Annotated in this window: 22 protein-coding genes; 6 read left to right on the plus strand and 16 right to left on the minus strand. The window is 65.1% G+C overall.

From position 1 onward, the window contains the following. Positions 1 to 335: 335 nt before the first annotated feature. From ACVENA_RS20145 to ACVENA_RS20200, 12 genes are all read right to left on the minus strand, one after another. The gene (locus tag ACVENA_RS20145) at positions 336 to 803 is read right to left on the minus strand and encodes a hypothetical protein (protein WP_257546681.1); all 468 of its coding nucleotides are present in this window, start codon (positions 801 to 803) and stop codon (positions 336 to 338) included. Continuing rightward, positions 803 to 2,032 (minus strand): molybdopterin molybdotransferase MoeA, encoded by a 1,230-nt coding sequence (locus tag ACVENA_RS20150; RefSeq protein ID WP_257546679.1) that lies wholly within the window; start codon positions 2,030 to 2,032, stop codon positions 803 to 805. Before ACVENA_RS20150 ends, ACVENA_RS20145 begins: the two co-directional genes overlap by 1 nt. Further along, positions 2,025 to 2,810 (minus strand): uroporphyrinogen-III C-methyltransferase, encoded by a 786-nt coding sequence (cobA, locus tag ACVENA_RS20155; protein ID WP_257546677.1) that lies wholly within the window; start codon positions 2,808 to 2,810, stop codon positions 2,025 to 2,027. The genes ACVENA_RS20150 and cobA overlap by 8 nt, the downstream gene beginning before the upstream one ends. Next, positions 2,800 to 5,397 carry a nitrate reductase gene (locus tag ACVENA_RS20160; protein WP_257546675.1) on the minus strand — a complete coding sequence of 866 codons (2,598 nt, stop codon included), beginning with the start codon at positions 5,395 to 5,397 and terminating at the stop codon, positions 2,800 to 2,802. The genes cobA and ACVENA_RS20160 overlap by 11 nt, the downstream gene beginning before the upstream one ends. Continuing rightward, the gene (nirD, locus tag ACVENA_RS20165; protein WP_257546672.1) at positions 5,397 to 5,738 is read right to left on the minus strand and encodes a nitrite reductase small subunit NirD; all 342 of its coding nucleotides are present in this window, start codon (positions 5,736 to 5,738) and stop codon (positions 5,397 to 5,399) included. The genes ACVENA_RS20160 and nirD overlap by 1 nt, the downstream gene beginning before the upstream one ends. Continuing rightward, entirely contained in the window at positions 5,735 to 8,212 is a 2,478-nt protein-coding gene (gene nirB, locus ACVENA_RS20170; RefSeq protein ID WP_449326780.1) for a nitrite reductase large subunit NirB, read from the minus strand. Before nirB ends, nirD begins: the two co-directional genes overlap by 4 nt. After that, the gene (locus ACVENA_RS20175; RefSeq protein WP_257546668.1) at positions 8,212 to 9,426 is read right to left on the minus strand and encodes an alginate export family protein; all 1,215 of its coding nucleotides are present in this window, start codon (positions 9,424 to 9,426) and stop codon (positions 8,212 to 8,214) included. The genes nirB and ACVENA_RS20175 overlap by 1 nt, the downstream gene beginning before the upstream one ends. A 2-nt stretch (positions 9,427 to 9,428) precedes the next feature. Further along, entirely contained in the window at positions 9,429 to 10,661 is a 1,233-nt protein-coding gene (locus ACVENA_RS20180) for a nitrate/nitrite transporter (protein ID WP_257546666.1), read from the minus strand. Between the two features lie 249 nt (positions 10,662 to 10,910). Further along, positions 10,911 to 12,122, minus strand: a complete 1,212-nt coding sequence (locus ACVENA_RS20185; RefSeq protein WP_449326781.1) for a CmpA/NrtA family ABC transporter substrate-binding protein — start codon at positions 12,120 to 12,122, stop codon at positions 10,911 to 10,913. Continuing rightward, positions 12,119 to 12,700 (minus strand): ANTAR domain-containing response regulator, encoded by a 582-nt coding sequence (locus ACVENA_RS20190; protein ID WP_058457382.1) that lies wholly within the window; start codon positions 12,698 to 12,700, stop codon positions 12,119 to 12,121. Before ACVENA_RS20190 ends, ACVENA_RS20185 begins: the two co-directional genes overlap by 4 nt. A gap of 123 nt (positions 12,701 to 12,823) precedes the next feature. Then, complete coding sequence (locus tag ACVENA_RS20195) at positions 12,824 to 14,455, minus strand: Na+/H+ antiporter (RefSeq protein WP_257551553.1); 1,632 nt, start codon at positions 14,453 to 14,455, stop codon at positions 12,824 to 12,826. Positions 14,456 to 14,518: 63 nt separating this feature from the next. After that, on the minus strand, positions 14,519 to 15,025 hold the full coding sequence (locus ACVENA_RS20200; protein WP_449326782.1) for a DUF983 domain-containing protein: 507 nt from the start codon (positions 15,023 to 15,025) through the stop codon (positions 14,519 to 14,521). 68 nt (positions 15,026 to 15,093) lie between these two features. On the opposite strand from ACVENA_RS20200, the gene ACVENA_RS20205 reads away from it, so the two are divergent. From ACVENA_RS20205 to ACVENA_RS20220, 4 genes are all read left to right on the plus strand, one after another. Then, complete coding sequence (locus tag ACVENA_RS20205; RefSeq protein ID WP_257546656.1) at positions 15,094 to 15,414, plus strand: helix-turn-helix domain-containing protein; 321 nt, start codon at positions 15,094 to 15,096, stop codon at positions 15,412 to 15,414. Next, positions 15,411 to 17,072: a SulP family inorganic anion transporter gene (locus ACVENA_RS20210; protein WP_257546654.1), complete on the plus strand. Its 1,662-nt coding sequence runs from the start codon at positions 15,411 to 15,413 to the stop codon at positions 17,070 to 17,072. The genes ACVENA_RS20205 and ACVENA_RS20210 overlap by 4 nt, the downstream gene beginning before the upstream one ends. A gap of 96 nt (positions 17,073 to 17,168) precedes the next feature. Continuing rightward, on the plus strand, positions 17,169 to 17,474 hold the full coding sequence (locus ACVENA_RS20215; RefSeq protein ID WP_449326783.1) for an alkylphosphonate utilization protein: 306 nt from the start codon (positions 17,169 to 17,171) through the stop codon (positions 17,472 to 17,474). A 558-nt stretch (positions 17,475 to 18,032) separates the two neighbouring features. Continuing rightward, entirely contained in the window at positions 18,033 to 19,040 is a 1,008-nt protein-coding gene (locus tag ACVENA_RS20220) for a fused MFS/spermidine synthase (RefSeq protein ID WP_449326784.1), read from the plus strand. A 27-nt stretch (positions 19,041 to 19,067) separates the two neighbouring features. Here the strand turns inward: ACVENA_RS20220 and ACVENA_RS20225 are convergent, their stop codons facing one another. Next, the gene (locus ACVENA_RS20225) at positions 19,068 to 19,280 is read right to left on the minus strand and encodes a hypothetical protein (protein WP_449326785.1); all 213 of its coding nucleotides are present in this window, start codon (positions 19,278 to 19,280) and stop codon (positions 19,068 to 19,070) included. A 329-nt stretch (positions 19,281 to 19,609) separates the two neighbouring features. On the opposite strand from ACVENA_RS20225, the gene ACVENA_RS20230 reads away from it, so the two are divergent. Together ACVENA_RS20230 and ACVENA_RS20235 are read left to right on the plus strand one after the other, a co-directional pair. After that, positions 19,610 to 20,506, plus strand: coding sequence for a PAS domain-containing protein (locus tag ACVENA_RS20230; protein ID WP_449326786.1), 897 nt, complete (start codon positions 19,610 to 19,612; stop codon positions 20,504 to 20,506). Positions 20,507 to 20,900: 394 nt separating this feature from the next. Beyond that, positions 20,901 to 21,446 (plus strand): winged helix DNA-binding protein, encoded by a 546-nt coding sequence (locus ACVENA_RS20235; protein ID WP_449326787.1) that lies wholly within the window; start codon positions 20,901 to 20,903, stop codon positions 21,444 to 21,446. Between the two features lie 17 nt (positions 21,447 to 21,463). Here the strand turns inward: ACVENA_RS20235 and ACVENA_RS20240 are convergent, their stop codons facing one another. The 3 genes from ACVENA_RS20240 to ACVENA_RS20250 form a co-directional block, all read right to left on the minus strand. Continuing rightward, positions 21,464 to 21,667, minus strand: coding sequence for a hypothetical protein (locus ACVENA_RS20240; RefSeq protein ID WP_449326788.1), 204 nt, complete (start codon positions 21,665 to 21,667; stop codon positions 21,464 to 21,466). Between the two features lie 80 nt (positions 21,668 to 21,747). Then, complete coding sequence (locus ACVENA_RS20245) at positions 21,748 to 21,993, minus strand: hypothetical protein (protein ID WP_449326789.1); 246 nt, start codon at positions 21,991 to 21,993, stop codon at positions 21,748 to 21,750. After that, on the minus strand, positions 21,986 to 22,453 hold the full coding sequence (locus ACVENA_RS20250) for a hypothetical protein (protein WP_449326790.1): 468 nt from the start codon (positions 22,451 to 22,453) through the stop codon (positions 21,986 to 21,988). Before ACVENA_RS20250 ends, ACVENA_RS20245 begins: the two co-directional genes overlap by 8 nt. Positions 22,454 to 22,497: the final 44 nt, after the last annotated feature.

The following is a 22,497-nucleotide window of genomic DNA, read 5'->3' on the forward strand; positions in this document are numbered from 1 at the left end:
GTTAGCGGCCGCGTGGGACATCATGATCACCTATCGACTGTCACCGCCATCGGTCGCGCCCCGTTCACCGGCACGCATATTGCCTCAAACGTCTGATTCCTGAGGCTTACGCCCCAAAGCGATCAGGCAGCTACCGGCCAGGCGCAGTCGCTCTCCGCCGCGCAACATTATGAATAGCTGGCGTTTTGGCGCTTTCATACAATCGAGAATCGCGGCGTCGCGCTAATTGCGCCGGGCGACCCAGAAGAACTCTTCCTCGAAAGGGGACGGAAATCTTCATCTTGCGCCCGCCGGTTTCATCCGGCGGGCGCTTTTTTTTGGCCGGAAGCGCGAACCTAGCGAGCGGTTCGCTCAATCAGCCTTCGTAGCAATTCCCAGAGGTCGTGCTGCTGCTCAATCGCTGAAAACTGCTGCTTCAGCTTGGCAAGCCTGACGAGAGAGTCGGTTTCGCCACGGCGGTCGCGAGGATCGATTTCGGTTCGAAAAGCGAGCTCGGTCACCAAGGATGTCACGAATGTCGCAGCGTCCGGCAAACCCATATCTTCGAAACCGGCGCGGGCGGCTGCCCAGCTGAGAACCTTGGCATTTGCGGGTGCATGATCTCTGGACGCGGGCGCCATGTAGGAGATCACCGCTGCGGTGTTCCAGATCTTGCTCTCCACCGTAGACAGAGTCTCTCCGCTGCCGTTTTCGATCTTTTGCCCAATTGCCGCGAGCGTCGATTTGAGGCTGGCAGGTTTCGCTAGCCTTGCCGGACGGTCCGGGGTTTCCCGTGTACGCAATCGGCCGAGCAGGAGGCCCATCAGCACAGCGGCAACACCGGTACGATTTCTCCTACATCCGCTGCGGGCGCATTGGCGGGGCGGCGGACGAGGCAATCGGCGACACCGAGCATCGCCTGTCCCGACGCATCCTGACGATCGCAGATCGCAGCGCCTTCGCAGGAAAATGACGCGCAGAGAAACGCCTCGCGCGGCCCATTTGGCGGGATCGGCCTCGTCGCGTGCCTGAGCTGCCAGGGCAGCGCGTCCGATACTGCTCCTCCGGACAGACCCGCGATCAGCGGGGCAAGGAACAGCGAGGCGACCGTAAAGGCCGCCGTCGGGTTTCCCGGGAGCCCGAGAACATGGGTCTGCCCCAATCGGCCATACCAGACAGGTTTGCCGGGTTTGATGGCGACATCGGCAAAAGCGACTTCCAGTCCGAGCGATGCCAAGGCCGACCGCCCGAAATCGCGGTCGCCGCGTGAGGCACCGCCAATGACGACGACCACGTCGGCGGCGGCTCTTTCCAGCGCGTCGGCAATCGCCCTCTCATCGTCGGGGAGCCTGAAGGCGGTGACGACGTCCGCACCCGCGGACACACACAAGTGCTCGATTGCGATGCTGAGACTGTCCGGGATCGCGTTCAGCATCCGCAATGCACATCCCGGCGCGAGGATTTCGTCGCCGGTCGCGACCAGCAGGATGCGCGGAGCACACCATACTTCGACCTCGGAGCGGTCTGCGGCAGCCGCCACGACCAGCCGGGCCGCCGTCATCCTCGTGCCCACCACGAGGAGTTCGTCGCCCGCGGAAAAATCGGAGCCGGCCTTCCGGACGTGCGGCTTGCCGAGCGGCGGAGCGTCCAGCACCACGAGATCGCCGCGATGCCGACAATGCTCGATCATTACAACGCGGTCGCTGCCGTGGGGCAGAGGCCCGCCCGTCATTACACGCCAGGTTTCTCCCGCCGAGATTGCGCCCGGCTCGGCGCCGCCCGCGTAGCTCGTGCCGCTCGACCGCAAGACTATGGTGCCGTTCTTCAGGTCGGCGTCGCGGACCGCATAGCCGTCCATGGCCGCGCAGTCGCGCCGCGGCGCGTCGATCCGGGCAAGCACCGGTGCAGCGAGATAGCGCCCGCCCGCGTCGTGCAAGGGGACGCTTTCCTTGCCGAGGGGGCGGGCATGCGCTGCCAGGATCGCCAGCGCGTTGTCGAAATCGATCGAGGCAGCGCAGGCGCCGGATGCCGGGATGGTTGCATGCTTACCCATGCATCTGTCGCGCGTGCGCTTCCGAAATCATGAGTGCGGGGGCACCTTGGTCGACAGCCTCGCCAACGAGGATCAGCGTCGGTGCGTCTGTTGCGAACGACCGGGTCGCGAGATCGAGCAGGTCGAGCCGCGTTGCCAGTCGGCGCTCGTCCGGGCCGCTGACGTGGCAAGCGATCATCACCGGGATGTCGCCGCGCATGCCGGCGCACATGAGCCCGCGCATGATTTCGCCCGCGGCGCCGCGCCCCATATAGAAGGCGAGGGTCGACCCGCCTTCGGCAAGCGATGACCAGTCGATGTCGAGTGCTGCGCCGCGCTTGCTATGTGCAGTGACGAACCGGACATCGCGGGCGACGCCGCGGAGCGTGAGAGAGATGCCGGCGGACGCCGCGGCGGCGCACGCGGTGGTGATGCCCGGGCAGATGCGGGCAATATGCCCGGCTTCGCGCAGGGCAGCGAGTTCCTCGGTCGAGCGGCCGAAGATCGAGGGGTCGCCGCCTTTCAGGCGCACAACGCGCTTGCCGGCTGCAGCAGCGTCGACCAGCATCGCGTCGATCGTGCGCTGGTCTTTCGAATGGCGGCCCGACCGTTTGCCGACGCTGACCATCTCGGTCTTGGCCGGGATCAGCGCGAGCACGCCATCGCCAACGAGCGCGTCGTAAAAGACGATGTCGGCGCGCTCGATCAACCGCACCGCCTTCATCGTGAGCAGGTCGGGATCGCCGGGGCCTGCACCGACGAGCCAGACGGTGCCGGGCGCGAAATCGTCAGGCTGCATTGCTGGTCTCCTCGGTCAGGATGCGCGCGAGCGCGGGGCGGCACGAGCCGCAGTTTGTGCCCGCGCCGAGCGCACCGCCGATGGCCGCGACATCGGCGAGCTTCTGGTCCCGGATCGCCGCGACGATGGTCTTGAGCCCGATGTCGAAGCAGACGCAGATGATCGGGCCGCGGTCGGCCTGCACCCCCGGCGCGCGCCCCGCGAGCAGGGTGGGGGCGACGTCGGGCGCCGCGAGCTGCGCGATCAGCCAGTCGCGCGGGGGCAGTTCGCCGGTCTCGGTGATGAACAGCGCGCCGGTGAGGCGGCCGTTCGCGACGATCGCGATGCGCTTGGTGCCGCGCGCGGCGTCCTGCGCCTCGATCCGCTCGCCCTTGGGGAGCAATGCCTCGATGCTCTTGAGGTCGCCATTGCCCGCGACTTCCCACATCACGCCCGACGGCACCGCGACGCGGGTCGCCCACAGGCAGCGCGGCGTTTCGGCGAGTTCGCGCGCGAGGAGCAGGAAGCCCCGCCACTTCGGCGTCACCGCTGCGATCGACGCTGGCGTACGCTTGAATCCCGGCTGGCCGGACACGGGGTCGACGAGCGGGCGCGGGAGCAGCCCGGTGCGCCCGCCGCTCGCGGTGCGGTCGGTCCAGTGGATCGGGACGAACAGCTCGCCGGGGCGCTGGCCGCTGTGGAAGGCGACGCGGTAGAGGCTGTTGCCCTGCGGCGTCGCGACGCGCGCGAGGCCGCCGTCGCGGAGGCCGAGGCGCGCGGCGTCGTCGGGGTGGACCTCGACCAGCGGCTCCTCGCGGTGGCGCGCGAGCTTGGGGGCGAGGCCGGTGCGCGTCATCGTGTGCCACTGGTCGCGATAGCGGCCCGTATTGAGCGTGAGCGGCCATTTGCCGAGCGGTTCGGGCAGCGGCTTTTGCGCGACGGGGACGAAGCGCGCGCGGCCATCTTCGGTGGAGAAGCGGCCGTCGGCGAAGGGGTGGTCGCCGCCCCAGCGGAACGGCTCCATCGCATCATAGGCGGCGGTTCCGCCCTGCGCGGCGCCGGGTAAGGCGAACAGGCGCACGCCGTCATTGTCGTAGGTCGACAGACGGCAGTGCTCGCGCCAGATGTCGGCGGGGCGGTCGTAGGCGAAAGCGGTCTTCCAGCCCATGCGCCGGCCGACCTCCTTGACGATCCACCAGTCGGGCATCGCTTCGCCGGGCAGCGCGAAGAGCGCGCGCTGGCGGCTGATCGTGCGGTCGCTGTTGGTGACGGTGCCGTCCTTTTCGCCCCACGCCGCGGCAGGCAGGCGGACATGCGCGAAGGCGCCGGTGTCGGTCTTTTCGATCATGTCGCTGACGACGACGAAGGGGCAGGCGGCGAGTGCTTCGCGCACCGCATTGCCGTCGGGCATCGACACGGCGGGGTTGGTCGCCATCACCCACAGCGCCTTGATCCTGCCTTCGCCGATGCCGCGGAAGAGGTCGACGGCTTTCAGGCCCGGCTTCTCCGCCATCTTTGGCGACGCCCAGAAACGCTGGACGCGGGCGCGGTTTTCGGGCGCGAAATCCATATGCGCCGCGAGCGTCGAGGCGAGCCCGCCGACCTCGCGGCCGCCCATCGCGTTGGGCTGGCCGGTGATCGAGAAGGGCGCTGCGCCGGGCTTGCCGATCCGTGCCGTCGCGAGATGGAGGTTGGTGATCGCGTTGACCTGGTCGGTGCCTGCGGTCGCCTGATTGATCCCTTGGCTGAAGAGGGTGACGGTGCGGGGGTTCGCCGCGAACAGCTCATAGAAATGCCTGAGGTCGGCGGCGGGGACGTCGCACAGGCGCGCCACCGACCACAGGTCATTCCCCTCTCCAAGCTGGCCCCAGAAATCCTGAGGTACCGCGACATGTGCGGCCAGATACTCCTCATCGACGACGCCCGCCTCGCGGCAATGCTGGAGCAGGCCGTTCATCAGCGCGACGTCGCTGCCTGGGCGGATCGGCAGATGCAGGTCGGCTTCTTCGGCGGTTTCGGTGCGGCGCGGGTCGATGACGACGAGCTTCGCTCCGGCCTCGCAGCGCGCGCGGATGCGCTGGTAGACGATCGGGTGGCACCAGGCGGTGTTCGACCCGACGAGGACGAACAGGTCGGCGGCGTCGAGATCGTCATAGGTGGCGGGGACGATGTCCTCGCCGAAGGCGCGGGTGTGGCCCGCGACCGCGCTCGACATGCAGAGGCGCGAATTGGTGTCGATGTTCGCGGTGCCGATGAAGCCCTTCATCAGCTTGTTCGCGACATAATAGTCCTCGGTGAGGAGTTGCCCCGACACATAGAAGGCGACACTACCAGGGCCATGGCGCGCGATCGTCTCCTTGAAGCGCTTGGCGACGAGGTCGAGCGCCTTGTCCCAGCTCGCGCGCTTGCTGCCGATCATCGGATGGAGCAGGCGGCCTTCGAGCCCGACGGTCTCGCCGAGATGCGTACCCTTCGAGCAGAGGCGGCCGCGGTTGGCGGGATGGTCGGGATCGCCGGCGATCTCGACGCTCCGCTCGCCCGTCACCGTCGCGCGGATGCCGCAGCCGACGCCGCAATAGGCGCAGGTGGTGCGGATCGCCTCTGTCATCAGGCGGCGGCCTTCAGCGTGCCCGCGCGGCAGATGAGGACGCGGCCGCCATCGATCTTGACCGGCACCGTGGGTGTGCAGCCCTTGTCCTCGCCCAGCGCCTCGCCGGTCGACAGGCTGATCCGCCAATTGTGGAGGGGGCAGGCGACGGCGCCGCCATGGACTATGCCCTGACTTAACCGTCCGTGTTTGTGCGGGCAGCGGTCGAGCAGCGCGAAGACCTTGCCCTCGGCGGTGCGGAAGAGTGCGATGTCGTCGCCGCCCTCGACCTGCACGGTGCGGCTGCCGCGCACGGGGATCTGGTCGACCCAGCCGATGTCGAGCCATTCAGCGGTGGTCATGCATATTCTCCCTGCGGGATGAAGCGCGCCATCGGCGCATGATGTTCGGCCTCGGCGCCCTCGGCGCGCTGCGCCCAGGGGTCGTCCTGCGAAAAGCTTTGCGAATAGAGGAAGCGCGCGCGCAGCGCCTCGCGGCCGGGTTCGTCGTCGACGATGCGCGCGACGATATGCGCGAGCCCGACGCGCTCGATCCATGGCGCGGTGCGTTCGAGGTAGCGCGCTTCCTCGCGGTAGAGCTGGATGAAGGCGGCGCAATAATCCATCGCCTCCTGCTCGGTCGCGACCTTGCAGAGGAGATCGGTGGCGCGGACGTGGATGCCGCCATTGCCGCCGACATGAAGTTCGTAGCCGCTGTCGACGCAGACGACACCGAAGTCCTTGATCGTCGCCTCGGCGCAGTTGCGCGGGCAGCCCGACACGGCGATCTTGAGCTTGTGCGGCATCCAGCTGCCCCAGCTCATCCGCTCAAGCTTGACGCCGAGCCCGGTCGAATCCTGCGTGCCGAAGCGGCACCATTCGGACCCGACGCAGGTCTTCACCGTGCGCAGCGCCTTGCCATAGGCGTGGCCCGAAACCATGCCGGCGGCGCCCAAGTCGGCCCAGACCGCGGGCAGATCCTCCTTCTTGATGCCGAAGATGTCGAGCCGCTGGCCGCCGGTGACCTTGACCATCGGGGCGTTGTATTTTTCGACGACGTCGGCGATCGCGCGCAGCTCGGTCGGGTTGGTGAGGCCGCCCCACATGCGCGGGACGACCGAATAAGTGCCATCCTTCTGGATGTTCGCGTGGAGGCGCTCGTTGACGAAGCGGCTCTGCTGGTCGTCGACATAGTCGCCGGGCAGCGCGCAGAGCAGATAATAGTTGAGCGCAGGGCGGCACGAGGAGCAGCCGTCGGGGGTCGACCAGTGGAGCTTCTGCATCACTTCGGGGATCGAGCGCATCGCCTGCGCGACGATCTCGCGGCGGACGTCGTCGTGGCCGAAGCTGGTGCATTTGCACATCGTCTTGGGTCCCGACTGGACATCGTCGCCGAGCGTCAGCGCGAGCAGATTTTCGACGAGGCCCGTGCAGCTGCCGCAACTCGCCGACGCCTTGCAGGTGCCGCGCACCGCATCGAGGCTGTGCGCGCCCTTGGCGATGCACGAGACGACCTGGCCCTTGGTAACGCCGTTGCAGCCGCAGATTTCCGCATCGTCGGAAAGCGCCGCAACGGCCGCCTTAGGGTCCGCCGCGCCGCCTCCCGCGGCGAAGGCCTGGCCGAAGATCAGCAGGTCGCGAAGATCGGAGACGTCCTCCTGTTTCTTGAGCAGGTCGAAATACCAGCTGCCGTCGGCGGTATCGCCATAGAGCACCGCGCCGACGATGCGGTCGTCCTTGACGATGACGCGCTTGTAAACGCCGCGGCTGGCGTCGCGGAGGACAATGTCCTCGCAGCCGTCGCCGCCCGAGAAATCGCCCGCCGAGAACACATCGATCCCCGACACCTTGAGCTTGGTCGAGGTGACCGATCCGCGATAGCCGGTCGGCTGTTCGACGAGGCCGTCGGCGAGGCTGCGGCACATGTCCCACAGCGGCGCGACGAGGCCATAAACCTGTCCATCATGCTCGACGCATTCGCCTACCGCGAGCACCGCGGGGTCGCTGGTCACCATATGGTCATCGACCTGAATGCCGCGCCCCACGGCAAGGCCCGCGTCGCGGGCGAGAGCCACCGAGGGGCGGATGCCGACCGCCATGACCACGAGGCGGGCGGGGATCAGCGTGCCGTCCTTGAGCCTCACACCTTCGACCTTGCCGTCGCCGACGATCTCGGCGGTGTCGGCGCCGGTGAGGATCGTCTGCCCGCGCGCTTCGAGCGCATTTTTGAGCAGCCAGCCAGCGGCTTCGTCGAGCTGGCGCTCCATCAGGGTCGGCATCAAGTGGATGACGGTGACCTTCATCCCGCGCAAGGTGAGGCCGTGCGCGGCTTCCAGGCCGAGGAGGCCGCCGCCGATCACCACCGCATCGCCGCCCGTTTCAGCCGCGGCCAGCATCGTGTCGACATCGTCCATGTCGCGGAAGGCGATGACGCCGGGCAGATCCTTGCCCGGCACCGGGATGATGAAGGGGTCGGAACCCGTCGCGATCAGCAGCCGGTCATAGCTTTCGGACAGGCCGCCGCGCGTCGTCACGCTCTTCGCGTCGCGGTCGATCGCGACCACCGGATCGCCCGCGAGCAGCGCGATGCCGTTGTCGGCATACCAGCCGGCATCGTTGATGACGATATCGTCGAAGCGTTTCTCGCCCGCCAGCACGGGCGACAGCATGATGCGGTTGTAATTGACCCGCGGCTCGGCGCCGAAGATCGTGACGCGGTAGCGGCTCGGATCGCGCGCGAGCAGTTCCTCGACCGCGCGGCAGCCGGCCATGCCGTTGCCGATCACGACGAGATGCTCGCGCGTGTCGGCGTCTGGTTTGAGGGGGCGGTGTTCCATCAGAGCATCCAGTCCAGTTGCAGCCAGAATTTGTCGGTATCGGTGGCGAAACCGTCGGTTTCGTAATGGGCGTAGCGCGCCGAGGCGGTGACCTTGCCGAGCTTGGCGCTGGCGAGCAGGTCGATCTCGTCGCCATAGGAGCGCGAGGCGCGGTCGCTGCGATAGTCGTGGTACGCCGCCTGCAGCGTCACGGCCTTGAGCGGCCCCACCGCTTTCCAGCTCCAGCCCGCGCTCGCATAGAGATCGCGCACGCCGTCGGGCGGGGTGGTGAGGAATTTGTCGGCCCAGCCCTGGAATTTGAATCCGGTAGCGAGCGGGGTCTGGAAGCTGGTGAGGGCGGTTTCCCCATTTCTTCCTGACCCGGCGCCGAGTATCTCGTACCCGGCGCCGACCCGGGGGCCGCCAAGATCGACCGCGACATCGGCGAGCCAATAGTCGGCGGCATAGTCATTGGGGTTGCGGTGCCAGTCGGACTGGCGCGCATAGCTCAGCTGGTACGCGATCTTCGCCTTGCCGAGCGGCTGGCTGCCGTCGAGCCGCACGCCATAGCTTTGGTTCGACATACGAAAGCCCTGCATCGCGGCTTCGTCTTGGTCGATCAGATAGGCAAAGGCGGCCGCCTTGCCGATCGGCGTCGCGACGCCGACGTTGGCGAAGACATTGTCGCCCGACACCGCTTGTTGCCGTGCGCCGGCGCCGTCGATGCCCCAGATGGTGCGCACGTTCCACGCATAGGCGAGGTCGGCCTTCAGGCCCTTGATCGGCGTGATCTCGGCGCGAACCGCGTCGAAGCTCTGGCCGTTCTGGCGGAAGGGCACCGCGCCGACGAAGCGCTCGTCGTCGAGCGCGATCCGCTGGCGCCCCGCGGTGATCGCGAAGCTTGGCGCGGCATAGCGGAGCTGCACGCGGGCGAGGGCGATATTCTGGGGATCGGCGACGAGGGGCCGCGTCGCGGCGCCGTGGAGGCCGTCGAAATACCCATCGACGACCGCCAGATTGCCCTGGCCTTCGACGAGCGCCGACCAGCGCCCGGCCTTCGCCTCGACCCCGGCGCGGAGGCGCAGGGTCACGGCGTCGGCGTCGGCGGCGATGCCGTCCTGATCGACCTGTTCGTAGCGAAGCCGGGCTTCGCCGAGCGGCTTGAGGGTGACATGCTGGGCGTGCGCCACCCCGGCCGGCGCGAGCGCCAGCAAGATCACAAGGGTGCGGGTCATGGTTAGATCCGCACGCCTTCGGCTGCGCCCCAGGTCGCGCGCCACTGGCCTTTCACGAACATCAGCGCCACCAGCGCCAGCACCGCGAGCCCGGCAAAGATATAGAAGCCCGGTGCAAAGCTGCCGCTCCACTGCTTCGCAAAGCCGAGCGAGGAGGCGAGGTAGAAGCCCCCGACGCCGCCCGCCATGCCGACGAGCCCGGTCATCACGCCGATCTCGGCCGAGAAACGCTGCGGGACGAGCTGGAACACCGATCCATTGCCGGTGCCGAGCGCGAGCATCGCGATCACGAACAGGCCGAGCGCGGCGGGCAACGTATCGGCTTGCGGTACGCCTGCAAGAGCAAGGGCCGCGACGACGAACACCGCCATCAGCGCCTTGACGCCGCCGACCCTGTCCGCGAGCGCACCGCCCATCGGCCGCACCAGCGATCCGGCGAAGACGCACGCCGCGGTGCAATAGCCCGCGATGACGGGGGTGAGGTGGAACTGGTCGGTGAAATAGATCGGGAGCGAGGCGGCAAGCCCGACGAAACCGCCGAAGGTTACCGAGTAGAAGCCCATCAGCCACCAGGCGTCGGCGGTCTTGAGCGGCTGGAAATAGTCGACCAGCTTTTTCGGCGCGGGGGCGTTCGGGGCGTCCTTCGCCATCGCGAGATAGATGAAGAAGACGATCGTCAGCGGGATGCAGGCGAGGCCGAGCACGGCGTTCCAGCCGAACAGCTTGGCGAGGCCGGGGGCGAAGAGTGCGGCGAGCACCGTGCCCGAATTGCCCATGCCGGCAAGGCCCATCGCCTTGCCCTGATGCTCGGGCGGATACCAGCGGCTCGCGAGCGGCAGCGCGATCGCGAAGCTGGCGCCCGCGAAGCCGAGGATCACGCCGAGCGCGAGCGTGCCCGCGAAACTGTGGACGCCGAAGAACCAGGCGGCGAACAGCCCGGCGATGACGATGATCTGGCTGATCGCGCCCGAGCGCTTTGGCCCGATGCGATCGACGAGCAGTCCGTTGACGACGCGCAGTACCGCGCCGGCGAGCGTCGGGACCGCGACCATCAGCCCCTTTTGCGCGGGGCTCAGACCAAGATCCTCCGAAATCGAGGGGGCGAGCGGGCCAAGGATGACCCAGACCATGAAGGCGAGATCGAAATAGAGAAAGGCGGCGATCAACGTCGGCCAGTGCCCGCTCGCCCAGAAGCTCGATTTGGGCGCCGTGGCCCCCGTGGTTGCAGTCGTCATCGTCCGTCCCCTTCGTGTGACGGGCAATAAAAAAGCCGCCAGGACGGCGGCCATGCGGGCGCATCCTGACGGCTTCATTGCCTGTTGGGATTGCGGGGAATGGCTCCCCGTCCGCCTGCGGTTCGATCCCCTCGTTGGAACCGTCGCCGCCTTATCCTGCCCCGGCAGCCTTGCCGAGTGCGCTTAAGCTGCCCGATTCGCGGGTTTGCTGCAAGGGATTATTTCGCAGGTGCAGCATAAATCGGAAAGCTAGGGGAGTTCAGAGAGATAGACCTCGATATCGTCGGGATCGAAGGCGCGGCCGTCGAAAAAGCGGTCGCTGCCGAGCGTCAGGCGCCCCTGCGTGGACCCCGCGCCGATGGGCTCGTCGAGCCCGCCTTCGAGCTTCGAGCTGGCGCCGGGCAGGGGGGCGCCGGAGCCGGCAAGCGCGGCGCGGTAAACGTCGGGACGGAAGACGTTGCTGGCTGCTGCCGCCTCGCCGCCGCTGAACGCCATATAGTCCCAGCGCACCATCTGCGAATAAAGCCACGCGGCTTGGCTACGCCACGGGAAGTTTGCGGCCTCGCGGTACTGGAACATGAAATCGGGATAGTGGACCGGATCACCACCGGGTATGAGCCGGATGCGGTCGGTGATCGCACGCAGCACGGCATCGCGCGGCGCGTCGAGATATTCGGCCCGCGCCAATATATCGGCGCTTTCCGCGGCTGCGTCGGGTTCGATGAAATGTGCCGCCGCCGCGTGCAGCGCGCGCACCAAGGCTTCTACTTCCCCGCGACGTTCGTCGAGAACCGTCTCGCGCATCGCCAGTACCTTCTCGACGCCGCGGCGCCAGATTTGGGCCGTCGCGAGCGCGATGTGGCCGACGCCGCGGTCAACCGCAATCGAGTTCCACGGCTCGCCGACACATATACCGTCGACCTCGCCCGCGGCGAGCGCGTCGGCGGCGAATGGCGGGCTGGTGACGACGATCTCGATATCCTGATCGGGACGAATGCCGACGCCCGCGAGCCAGTAACGCAACATGTAGTTGTGGCTCGAATAGCGGTGCACGACGCCGAAGCGCAGCGGTTTGCCCGCTGCGACCCTTGCATCTGCTGCTTTCTTCAACGCCGTGCCGATCCGGGTCGGGTCGCCCAGCTCGCCGGTCAAACCCGTCTCCGCTGCCAACCGGGTCGAAAATGTCACGGCGTTGCCGTTGAGGCCGAGGACGAAGGGCACCGCGAGCGGTACGGCGGGGCGATCCTTCCCGAGCGTCGTTGCGATGGCTAGCGGCGCGATCATGTGGGCTGCGTCGGTATGGCCGTAGAGCAGGCGGTCACGCACGGTCGCCCAAGTCATGTCGCGGATGAGGTCGATGGTGAGGCCTTCGGCAGCAGCGAAGCCGAGTTCGTGTGCGAGAACCGGAAGCGCCGCGTCGACGAGCGGAAGAAAGCCGATACGGAAGCGCTCGCCGGTCATTCCATGTCTCCCATCAGCGCTTCGCTCGTCACGATCGCTTCGGCAATTTCCGAAATCCGGCGGTTGGTGCGCATCGCCTGTCCGCGGAGCAGGGCATAAGCCTCCGGCTCATCGATCTGGCGGCGCTTCATCAATATTGCCTTCGCCTTGTCGATGACGGCGCGTTCGGCAAGCGCGTTCTTGGCGTCGTCGAGTTCGCGCTGGAGGCGCGAAAAAGCCTGGAAGCGCCGGATGGCGAGGTCGACGACCGGCTTGATGCGCTGCTTGGACAATCCGTCGACGACGTATGCAGATACGCCAGCATCGATCGCCGCGCCGGTCGCCTCGGCGTCGCTTTGATCGACGAACATCGCGATCGGGCGCGCGAGGGCGCGCGACATGGCGAAGAAGTCCTCGAGCAGGTCGCGGCTGGGGTTTTCGAGGTTGATTAGGACAACTTCGGGGGCGGCCGCTTCGATCTGCGCAACAAGTGGTTTGGAAGTATCCACCAGTACGAGGTCGTCGAGGCCAGCTTCGCGCAAACCGTCGGATATGACGGCCGCACGCCCTGCGCTGGTGTCGATGATCGCGATCCTCATGGTCGCGCCTTTACGCTGCAGCGCACAAATCTGCCAGAGACTTTGTTGGTGGCGACATAATCCGCGCGTCAAGTGTCCGCTTAGCGAAATAGGCTACCACAGCGGACAGTCTCCAGTCGGCCATCAGCCGCGATAGCGTGCCTCAGATAAATCGAGTTCGCGGCTCAGTTTCTGTGCAACACCGCTGCCGATGGCACGTGAACGGCCGAGACCGAGGAGCGCCTCGCGTTCGGCCTTGATACCGACAAGCTGGAACTCGCGCACAAGCTGTTCTTCCGCCTTGCGGGCGTCGGAAAGGCCGTTGGTCCGGCTTTCGATGCGCTCGCGGTAAAAATCCATGACGCGCGCGCCGGCAGCCACATAGAGATCGGCTTCGCCGTGCTGCTCTGCCAGCGTATGCTGTCGTTGTTCGATCGCATGGATCGCGGCCTCCGCCGTGGCGATGCGCGCCGCATCCTCCTCTTCCTGCTTCGACTGATCCGGCGGCATGACCAGCCCCCTGAGCAAAAGGGGCAATGCGACGGTGGCAAGGACCAGCGAGACGATGATGACGCCCGCAGCCAGGAAGATCGCAAGATCGCGCGCCGGGAAGGGGGTGCCGTCGTCAAGGGCCAGCGGCAGTGTCAGGACGCCCGCAAGCGTGATCGCCCCGCGCACGCCGGCAAACGACATCGCGGCGACCAGTCGCCAGTTGGGGCTCTGGAATTCGATATTCTTGTCGCGCTTGCGAAGGATCGTGAGCCTGAACGATATCCACACCCAAAGGAAGCGAAGCGCCGCGAGGCCTGCGACGATCGCGACGATATAGACGGCAAGCCACCAGGGAGCGCCATGACCGGTGAGCGCGACCGTTTCTTTCGCGCCGGCGAGGATGGCGGGCAGTTGCTCGCCGAGCAGCACGAAGATGATGCCGTTGAGCGCGAACTGGATCGTGTCCCACACCGAATTGCGCCGCATCCGGGTGACCGCCATCGCCTGCCGCGATATTTCGGCGAAGGTCATGGTCACGCCGGCACTCACCGCGGCAAGAATGCCCGAGGCATGGACATGCTCGGCGAGCAGGTACGAACCGAACGGGATCAGCAGGCTGACGAGGATTTGCGAGCCGGTATCCTCGCCCCAGCGCTTCGTCACCCACGCCTTGGCGCACGTGACCGACAGCGTCACCGCAAAGCCGATCGCCAAACCGGCCCCTGCGACCCACAGGAAGTTGAGCGCCGCCGCGCCGGCGGAGAAGGTGCCGGTCAGCGCCGCGGCGATCGCGAAGCGCAGGCAAACGAGGCCCGAGGCATCGTTCAGGAGCGACTCCCCCTCCAAAATATGCATCATCCGCTTGGGGATCGGCACGCGCGCGGCGATGGCGGACACCGCGATCGGATCGGTCGGCGACACGACGGCGGCGAGCGCGAAGGCGACCGCCATCGGCATCGCGGGGATCATCCAGTGAATGAGCAGGCCCATGCCGATGACGGTCATGAGGACGAGACCGAGGGCAAGCTCGACGACGGTCGAGAGATCCTTCAGCAGCTCGTCCTTGGGAATGCGCCAGCCGTCGAGGAACAGCAGCGGCGGCAGGAAAAGCAGCAGGAACAACTCGGGATCGAGCTCGACGCGGTAGGAGGTCGACAGGCCGATCCCCGCGCCAAGCAGGATCTGCACCAGCGGCGTCGGCAGCGACACCGGCAGCATGCGCGATATCGCGCCGCTCACGACGACGGCGAGCAACAGGAAGAGGATGATCGATACCGTATCCAGCTATTCGTTCCTTTGGACGGGATTGCCGCTCATCTAGAGGGCGGTTGCCGCTCCGGGCAAGCCTCACCCTTCGCGATCGGATATCTCCGGCGGGCGCCGTTCCTTCATGAACCCGTGCATGCCGAACCACCATTGCAGCGTGATGATGCCGCCCTTGGCGGGCTGGAGAAACAGGATCATCAAGCCTAGCATGAGTGACACGATAATCGCGGCGAGGGCGGGCAGGGACAGCTTCGTGTTCTGGACAAGGGCGATGATCACCGGCGCCATGATATGTCCGGTCAGGAAAATCGATACATAGGCGGGAAAGTCGTCGGCCTGCTGATGCGTCCAGTCCTGCCTGCATGCGGAACAATGGTCCACGGGCTTGAGGAAGGCGCGAAACAGCTTCGCATCGCCGCAGCGAGGGCAGCGTCCACGAACGCCGCGATAGATCGCGCCCCATCCCGATCCCGGTAGCACGGCATTGGCCGGTATCGCATGCAGGTCGCCCGCGCCATCGCGGAGGGGTGAAGGCTTTCCCGTATCGACTTTCCATTCTCGGCGATCTGACTGATGATATTGCATCATCGATATATACAGCATAAGATGATGGTGTTAAGACTGATAAATGATGTATGAAACATCAAGGGGCTGATATGATCACTTCGCAGCAGATGCGCGCGGCGCGCGCGCTCCTCGGGATCGACCAGCGCGAACTGGCCGAGCTTGCCGGTCTTTCGCTGCCGACGATCCAGCGCATGGAGGCGTCCAATGGCCAGGTCCGCGGCGTCGTCGATACGCTGGTCAAGGTGATTGGCGCGCTCGAAGGTGCCGGCATCGAACTGCTCGGCGAATATTCATCGAGCGTCGGGACCGGGCGGGGGGTGCGCGTCCGTGACGTGGCCGACACCGATCCCAAGGCGCCCGGTCGTGCGCTTCTGTCCGCCAAATTTCCGAGCCGGCCCGAAATTCGGTGAAGACCGAGGCCTATACGCCGAAGCTCTTTACGGTCTTTCGCGAGGGTTATTCCGTCGCCACATTTCGGGCCGATGCGATCGCGGGGCTGACGGTTGCCATCGTTGCGCTGCCGCTCGCGATGGCGCTCGGCATCGCGAGCGGCGCCTCGCCCGACAAGGGGCTGATCACCGCGGTCGTCGCGGGCTTCCTGATCTCGGCGCTGGGCGGATCGCGCGTGCAGGTGGGCGGTCCGACCGGCGCCTTCGTCGTCGTGATCTTCAACGTCATCGCGAGCCATGGCTATGACGGCCTCCTGATCGCGACCTTGCTCGCCGGGCTCATCCTCGTTGCGGCGGGGTTGCTTCGCTTCGGTCAGATCATCAAATATATTCCGCATCCGGTGGTGACCGGCTTTACGGCGGGGATTGCGGTGATCATCGCCTCGAGCCAGGTCAAGGATTTCCTCGGCCTTTCGATCGATACGGTTCCCGCCGATTTCCTTCCCAAATGGCAGGCCTATCTCGGCGCGCTGCCCAGCGCGAACTGGGCTGCGATCGGCGTTGGTGCGGGTGCGCTGGCAATCATCATCACGTTTCGCAAATTCGCGCCGCGCTTGCCGGGTTTCCTGATCGCGGTGGTGGCAAGTTCCCTCGCGGTGGCGCTTTTGAACCTGCCGGTCGACACGATTGGTTCGCGCTTTCCCGACATTCCAGCCGGCCTTCCGGTCCCGTCGTTTCCCGAGATATCGCTCGCGAAGATCAATGCCGTCCTGCCGTCGGCCTTCACCATCGCCTTCCTCGCCGGGATCGAGGCGCTGCTCTCGGCGGTCGTCGCCGACGGGATGGTCGGGACGCGGCATCGCTCGAACCAGGAGCTGATCGGGCAGGGCGTTGCCAATCTCGGCTCGGCTCTGTTCGGCGGCCTCCCGGCCACCGGAGCGATCGCGCGCACAGCGACCAATATCCGATCGGGTGCGAAGACGCCGGTCGCGGGCATGATGCATGCGGCTTTCCTGCTCGTCTTCATCCTCTTCGGCACCGACCTGATGGCCTATGTGCCGATGGCTGCGCTCGCCGCGATCCTGTTCATGGTCGCCTGGGGCATGAGCGAGTATCAGCGCTTCCTCGCACTGCTGCGGATGCCGAACAGCGACCGGGCGGTGCTGCTCATCACCTTCGGACTGACGGTGCTCGTTGACCTGACGGTGGCGATCGCAGTCGGGGTCACGCTCGCGTCGCTGCTGTTCATGGCGCGCATGGCCGAAGCGGTCGAGGTCGACCGGAGCGGCCGCCGCGACGCTGAACTCGATGCCGAAGACCTCGACCAGCGCGACGATCTGCCGCCCGGGGTCGAGGTGTTCCGGATTGCCGGTCCCTTCTTTTTCGGCGTCGCGGGCGAGCTGCTCGACACGCTGCGCCGCGTCGGGCAGTCGCCGCGCGTCATCATCTTGCGGATGCGGCTCGTGCCGCTCCTCGATGCGAGCGGAGCGCAGGCGCTCCAAGAATTTGTCGAACAGGCCCGGCTGGCGGGCGCGCGGGTGATTGTCTCGGGCGTGCAGCCCCAGCCGCGGGCGATGCTCGGGCGGATCGGCCTCGGCGAAGCGGCGGGTCGCATCGCCTATGCGGCCGATTATGCGGACGCGCAGGCGCTCGCGGTCGATCTGGCGGAGGCGAAATGACGGCGACCCCTGTGAGCGGCAGGCTATTCGCACGCGCCGTTTTTCGATCGGTCGGCCGCCGGGAAAGCCGAATTCTGACCAAGTCTGGAGAATGAAATGAGTGACAACGACGACTATGTCTATGACGAGGAAAGCGGCGAGTGGATGCCGGCGTCGGAACTTGCGGAACGCAAGGCCGCAGCCTCGCAGGTCGAGGTTCGCGACGCGGTCGGGAACCTGCTCCAGGATGGCGACAGCGTTGCACTGATCAAGGATCTCGAGGTCAAGGGGGCCGGCAAGACGCTGAAGGTGGGGACGGTCATCAAGTCGATCCGCCTGACGGGCGATCCGCAGGAGATCGATTGCCGTCACGACAGCATCAAGGGCCTCGTCCTGCGCGCCGAGTTCGTACGCAAGCGCTAGGCTTTCCGCTTGCGAAGCCTTGTCGCGGCGGCGGCAGCGCGTGGCTCGTCGCCGGGCCGACCGGTGGAGCCGCAAAGTTCCGCGGCCTTGCCGGGGCGGGATCGACCGGGCCTCGCGATGACGTTCCATCACAATCCCGAGAAACGGAACTTGCGACATGATTCCCCAAAGCCCCAAACCAACCTCACGGAACAGCCGCTTCTATCTGGCTCGCATGCAGGCGTGTCAGGCGGAAGCGAAGGAGGCGTCGCTTCCCAACGTACGGGACCGGGCCCTTCGTGCGGCCGTTGCATGGCGCGAGATGTACCAGAAGGCACTGCAGTTCGAGCAGCGGCTAAACCAATGATCCCGGCCGGGGCGATCATGACCCGGACGGGGTTTGTCTGGCGTTAGGAGGCGACCGGCAGCCTGCCCTTCGGACAATCGACACGTTCTTGCGGGAGGTGCGCATGACGATATTCCTGATCATTCTCGTCTCCGTCTTGCTTCTCGCCCTGTTTATCGGCGTCACCATTGCGGGAGGACGATCGCATGATCGGCAGAACGAGCGCCGCGACCATGACAGATAGGTCCGCAGGAGATTTCGAGGTCGAGAGCGAAATCGCTTGCGAACTCGAAACAGGGGCGGATTGCCGGAGCATCGATCGAGCGGAAACGGAGCTTGATCGCTTTCTCGACCATCTCGACGATATCGACCGCGAACAGCGTTATTTCGAACGATATGGGACCGAACATCACCACGCGTCTCCGATGGAGCCGGGGGACCTGGCCGCCCCGCTCGTCTTCGAGCTGGGCAATATACGGAGCCTCCTCGCAAACTGGGCTTTCGTGCAAAGCGCGATGAGTATCGACGATCCGGACATGTTGATCCTCGACTATACGCGCCGGATGATGGGGTTCCTTCTGTTCCATTCCTCTCCGGAGACCATCGAGATCATCGGGCTCGGCGGCGGATCGCTGGCAAAATACTGCCACCGATATCTTCCGGAGGCGTCGATCGTCGCGGTCGAGATCGACCCCGACGTCATCGCGGTTCGGGAGCAATTCTTCATGCCGCCCGAGAGCGAGCGCTTCGAGATCGTCTGCGATGATGGCGCGGAATTCGTCGTGCGGGATCCGGGACGCTGCGACATCCTACTGGTCGATGGTTTCGACAAGGACGGACAGCCGGCCCAGCTTTGCTCTTCGGAATTCTATCGCGATTGCCGTTCGCGGCTGAACCCTGGCGGCATCCTCGTCGTCAATCTATCCGATGATCATTGGAAGCACGGCGCCATCCTGTCGCGCATAAGGGGGTGTTTCGGAGCCACGATCGATCTTCCCTCAACAATAGGAATGAACCGGATCATATTCGCATTCGGGGAGGGGCGACAGCCCTTGGATCGTGCCGCGCTTTTGCAGACCGCCGGCAATCTCGATCGCGTCCATCCGATGTCCTTTTCGCTATTGGCGAACGAAATATTGGACGGTATCAAATCGCCTGATCTCAGGCCCGCCGATAGCATCGAGAGCGACTTTCAGGAACCGCAGTCGCTGTCGGTCGCTTCGCTATGGTCGGCGAGCTGAAAGTGAGCAGCCGTGGCCGATTGAACCTTATATTTTGATCTGAATGGCCGTCTTGAGCGAGCCGCATTGCCCGCACGAGGTCTTGGCGCGGTCATATTCTTCGCGATGGCCGAGTTCGCGTGTGACGACATTGGCCTGACTTCGGACCGAAAGATTGAGCCGATCGGTGATGCAGTCGTCGCAGATGGACGCGCCGCTGAGGCTTGCTATCAGCTGCTCGATCTGTCCGGCTATCTTCATTCGGCGTGGCATGCGTCTGTCATAATCGCTGCGGCGGCGCGGAGAAAGGGGCAGGCTCCTGCGCGCCGACTGAAACTCGCTTCGCCGCGTTGATGCGGATCAGGTTGAGCCAGCCGAGCGCATCATCATTAGCCGGCACTGCGCAACCTGCACGAGAATGTCTGCTTATGGCCTGTCGTGACTGAAAGCTACTCGTCGGAAATCGGCCATGTCCGACTGGGAAATGAATCGGCGCAATCGGTCCATTCCGGCGGCAAGGCGGACATGGTCGGATCGCGCCGCAGGTCTTTGCGTCCGTAAATAGGATGGGAGGACTTCGCGGAGGGAATATGAAACAGGGTCAACTATCGGAGCGCGTTTCGGCGGCCGATTTCGTTCGTGGCTTTGCAAACTGGCGCGTCCACGCGGCGCACAGCCCGGTGGTCGTGACCCACCATGGCAAGGACGCGCATGTGCTGATCTCGCTCGACGATTATCATCGGCTAGGCGGCGAGGGCGACGGTGCTGACGACGCCTCTCTTCGGGATTCGCAAATCCTGCTCCTTGAATCGGTCCGCGATGCTTTGATCCTGATCGATCGGGAACATCGGATAATAGCCCTCAATCCCTCGGCAAGCGACATGTTCGAGGCCGCCGCCGCGGCACTTGTCGGGCAGCCGCTGACCGCAGCGCTGCCGATGATCGAGACAAGCTGCATCTATCCCCATGTTGTGAGAATGGTCGAACATCGCCAGCGTTTTTCCGGCGAACTGCCGTCGCTCCTGCGCCCCGGCCAGTGGCTCCGCATCGACCTTGTGCCGCTGCCGGTCGGCGGAGCGATCATCCTGCGGGATGTGACGGAAGTGATCGCGGCGCGCGAGAGTGCGAGCGCACAGCAGGCCGCGATCCTTGCGATCGATGTCGACGCCGGCATCGGGCACGCCTTGATCTCGGTTCGCGATACGGTCGAATTTGCGAATGGCGCTCTGCTCCGCATGATTGGAGTCAGCGATGAGGCCATACGCCGTGTGCGCTTCTCGACCCTACTCACGCTTGGCTCGCGACATCAATTCTCCGACGCTCTCGAGAAATTGTTCCGTGACGGCGTAGCGGTACGGCTCGAGTCCGAGCTGGTTACCCGCGACGGGTTAGCCTATCCCGTCGCGCTGTCGATTGTCGAACGTCGCGGTACCTACGGGAGCGAAGGCGCTGCCGTCCTTGTGACGCCGCGCCGGCCGACGCATTGATGATTTTGATGGTGCGGCCAGTCTGTTCACCATCGCATATGTGTCCCTGCCATCGGCCACGATAGCGATAATCGCGCGCAGCCGGGGGCGCTCCGAGGGGTTCGTGGTAATTTCTGAAGCGACATGCCGCGCGGCGAGAGAAGCCTCCGCTTCGGTGCCGCTATGGCCGTGGGTCGCGCCGCATTGGCTGATTGGTCAGTTTCCGGGCGCAGACGCCGAAAGCCTTCTTTTTATTCCCGGATTCGGGCTCGATTCGGCCGCTATTTCTTCGACACTGCCAATATGGTAACAATAGTGGTCCGCTATGGATGATTAATAAGCAGTAACCACATTCAAACTGGGACATATTGCAGTCGTCATTGCAGCCACGGGGGGTGGACTCATGCATGCAATTATGGGCGGCGTTCCGGAAGACTCGGGCGCACAGAACAAGGTTCAGCAGATCGAGGCGGAAGTCGCCCGACTGTCGAGCCTCCTCAATCAACTGCTTTCCGGATCACTCATCGTTTCGGCTGGCAGCAGGTTCGAAAACTATCGGCCGGCAGCGGAGGGTGGCTTTTCCGTGACGTCACGGGCGGCCTCGGTCTCGCCGATACCGCTCTCCTTCGATCGCGCGCGGGCCCGCATGGTCCGGAACATCATCCGGGATCGTCGAAAACGCGAACAGCGTTTTTCCTCGCATCTGCTGGCAGATCCCGGCTGGGACATGCTTCTCGATCTCTACGCCGCGCATTACGAGGGACAGAAGGTATCGATATCGAGCCTCTGCATCGCCGCATGTGTTCCCGCGACGACCGCTCTGCGCTGGATCAAGACGATGGAGGAAGACGGGCATTTCGTGCGCGAGCACGATCCCTACGATCGCCGCAGGGTTTTCATCCAGATCAGCGATGGGGCCCGCGCGAAGATGGATGATTATTTCGACGACATCGGCGGCTAGCTGTCGCGATTGGCGAGCTAGTCTCTGAGGTGGCGGCGCTGCAGCCGCTTGATTTCCTCGGGATCGGTCGGCTCGCCGAGACGGTCGTTGAGCACCTCGATCGCGGCGTTGACTTCGTTTCCGGCCATCCGGATTCTGAGCCGGTCGAGCTCGGCAAGGGCAAGCTTGAGCTGCTCTCTGACCGCACGAATGGCAATCTTGTCCTGCTCGCAGTCGGCCATGAGCTCCCCTCGCTGCCTTGCTCCGTCGGCGGAAGAGGCGCAGCCGCTTAGCAGATGAAAGCGCAGCGGGGAACAGGGATTTAGCCGTTATGGGGCGGCGGTCCGCGGCGAACCAGCGACAATTTGACGTCCTCACCGATGAAGTGCGCTTCGATGAGACGCTCGTCGATCATGATGGCCGCAGTTCGAATGATCGTGGTCGCGGGAAGGGCTGTTGCACGGGCAAGTTCGGAAACCAGGCTGGCGCCTGCATCCATACCCTTCATGATCGCCATCGCTCGAAGGAGATAGTCAGCCGAAGGCTTCTCTCGCTCGGGATCAAACATCGCGCGCGCCGCCTTTCGAAAGCCTGCGGTCGCGTATCCACTCGCGAAGGAGCTTTCGACGCACGCTATGCATATGGGCCGCCATCACGATGAGGATGACCTGATAATAGGACCAGTGGCCCTGTGCCACCACATAGGCGCGCGGGATGATGTCGGGCGCGACCAGCTTCGCGATATGCGTGATGCAGACGATCGCCTGCAGCGCCGGTAGGCAAAGCGTCCAGTAGCGGCAGCTCGCGAGAGATAGCCATAGAAATATCCCCAATATGGCGAAATCTACCAGCGCCACGAGCCCGTTCGCCGATTCATAATATTGGCCCGAATAATAGACCGCGGCGATCGTGAGCGCCGATCCGCCGACGAGCGTGAGGATCGCGATGCACGCCTCCCGGTCTCCGGCGTAGAGTGTATACGCCGTTGCGGCGGCTATCAGCGCGATGAATATATAGCCCCAGATCATGGACGTCTTTCTTCTAGGGATCGGTCCATGACCTGGGGAGGAAG

The sequence above is a fragment of the Sphingopyxis sp. 550A genome (assembly GCF_053569535.1).